General features: G+C 62.0%; 3 protein-coding genes. 2 read left to right on the forward strand and 1 reads right to left on the reverse strand.

The genetic code is table 11. The features are described 5' to 3' along the window. Together OXG98_09965 and OXG98_09970 are read left to right on the forward strand one after the other, a co-directional pair. The coding region (locus OXG98_09965; GenBank protein ID MCY3772328.1) for a monooxygenase at positions 1–303 on the forward strand (303 nt) is incomplete at its 5' end. 83 nt (positions 304–386) lie between these two features. Further along, positions 387–1,226: a LysR family transcriptional regulator gene (locus tag OXG98_09970; GenBank protein ID MCY3772329.1), complete on the forward strand. Its 840-nt coding sequence runs from the start codon at positions 387–389 to the stop codon at positions 1,224–1,226. Between the two features lie 61 nt (positions 1,227–1,287). Here the strand turns inward: OXG98_09970 and OXG98_09975 are convergent. Beyond that, positions 1,288–2,208: DUF3604 domain-containing protein (locus OXG98_09975; protein MCY3772330.1), on the reverse strand; the 921-nt coding region annotated here is incomplete at its 5' end.

Genomic DNA, 2,208 nt, shown 5'->3' on the forward strand with positions numbered 1-2,208 from the left:
GCGATGGAAGACGCGCTGGGCCTTGCGAACGCGCTTGAAGCGTCTTCGAATGACATTCCCGCGTCACTGGCGGCATTCGAAGCGGAGGGCAGGCCGAGAAAACAGAGACTGATGGTTGCCGGCAAGCTGAGCTACGAGTGGTACGAGAGGTTTCCGCAGAAGCTCGACATGCCCATTCTCGACTTCATTCTCGACTTCATGGACCGCACGGGGCGCATGCCGCGCAACCGCCTGCGCAGGTTCGCGCCCAATCTCGCGGAAGCCGTCGAGGCACGGGAGGCGTCGCGACAGCGGGAGGTCTGATGACGCCACCGGCAGCCGGCGGTACCATGGATCGGTGAAATCTGTGGGGAGGGAGTGTCATCCGCCGGATCGATCTCAATCTCCTGTACGTTCTGCGGGAACTGCTGAAAGAGCCGAATACCACGAAGGTCGGCGAGAAGCTGAACCTGACCCAGTCTGCGGTAAGCGCCTCCCTGGGCCGGTTGCGCTGGGCTTTCGAGGACGAGCTGTTCGTGCGCTCCGGGCGCGCCATGGTACCCACCCGGCGCGCGGAAGGATTGCTCGAACCTGTGGAGGAAATCATCCAGCGCATCGAAAGCCTCATCGAAGAGGTGCATTTCGAACCGGAGAAACTGCAACGTCACTTTACCGTCGCGACGACGGATTTCCTCCTGCAGAGAGTCGCCGGGCCGATCATTGCGCAGATTCACCCCGTGGCGCCGTACACGCGGGTGATCTTTACCCAGCTCGCCTCGGACACCCGGGACCGGATCCGTTCGAGCCACCTCGACCTGATGATCGCACCGTTCATCGGCGCGTTTCGCGAACTGGAGCAGGTGAGTTTCCAGACGCTCTATACCGACCGCCTGATCGTGGCGGTATGGGCGGGATCGCGGAAGTACGGCGATTCGATCACCGAGCAGCAGTTGCTGGAGGCGACACACCTGGAATTCAACCCGGGGATGGTCGGCGGGCTGAAATCCGTTGCGGAGTTCACCACGCTGACGACGCTGCTCTATGCGCTACGCCATTCCGACGTGATTTCCATCATGCCCGGGAAAGTGGTGGAAGTTCTGGGTGGCGACGCGCATGTCAAAGCGATTGAGCTGCCTTACGACGTGCCGGAATTCGACGTGGGGCTCATGTGGAACCGTTCCTTCGACAACGACCCGGAACACCAGTGGTTTCGCACGATGGTCGAGGCCGCTCTCGAGGACATCTGACAGGGCGATGCATCGTGTCACCGCGAGCGCACCACTTTGCGTAGTGAGAGAAACATGCGCTTTACTTGCCCGTAGGCGAATACCAGATGGGGGATGTGTAAGCCCGCTCCTGGAGGGTCAGCGCCGCGCCGGTTTCCGGTTGCACGCCGTAGAATCTGGCATCGTAGGCGTTCCAGCGGGGCGTCGGAATCTCCAGGACTCGCGCGTAGTAGACAGCGGGCTGCAATGGGTTGAACTGCGGGTCCTGCCAGTAGCCCACCAGTTCCGCATCGCCGATGCTGTTGGTCCAGGTCGCCTCCTGCACGTTTACCGTATTGCCGACGGGCGGCAGACTGCCGTCGGGGCGCAGGTTGCGTCGGTGGGCGTCCCCCCAGACCACGTTGAAGACCTTCTCATGGGTCGTGCCGTGGGCATCGAGCCAGCCTTTGACGATCTGGATCCGGTCGAGGTTGCCGCTAACCGGATCTTTCAGCGCACCCACCAGGAAGGTTGGAGCGGGGCGGCCCGTTTCCGAATGCAACGTGCTCCCCATGGGTAAACCCTTGGCATAACCGTCGGCCGCGAGGTTCCGGAAGCTGGCATCGGCTTCGGTGAATGCCCAGCCACCGAAAAAGCGTACCGTCATGCGCGGCCCTGTGGTGGCATAGACTTCCCTGCGCTGCATGGCATCCCATATCGCCTCCCGGGTGTTTTGCCGCGCCCAGACCGCTGCATAGCCCGAGGCGCCGGTTTCGCTGTTTCGCCAACCATCAGGCAAGTCGATTCCCCCCATGCTCAGGACGGCGCGGTTTTCACTGGGCTCGTCGTTCGCCATCTTGCCGAAAAAGTTGTTCTCCTCGGCCGTGGACAGCGCGGTGTGGCTGTCCGTGGACCCGACCAGACCGAACCGGTAGGGGTTCGTACCCAGGGAGCGTTCCAGTTTCAGCCCGTTTTTCAGTGCCTCGCGTGCATACTCGTACTGGAGCATGTCGTCCGTTTTGAG

Source organism: Gemmatimonadota bacterium (assembly GCA_026706345.1).
Lineage (GTDB): Bacteria > JAAXHH01 > JAAXHH01 > JAAXHH01 > JAAXHH01 > JAAXHH01.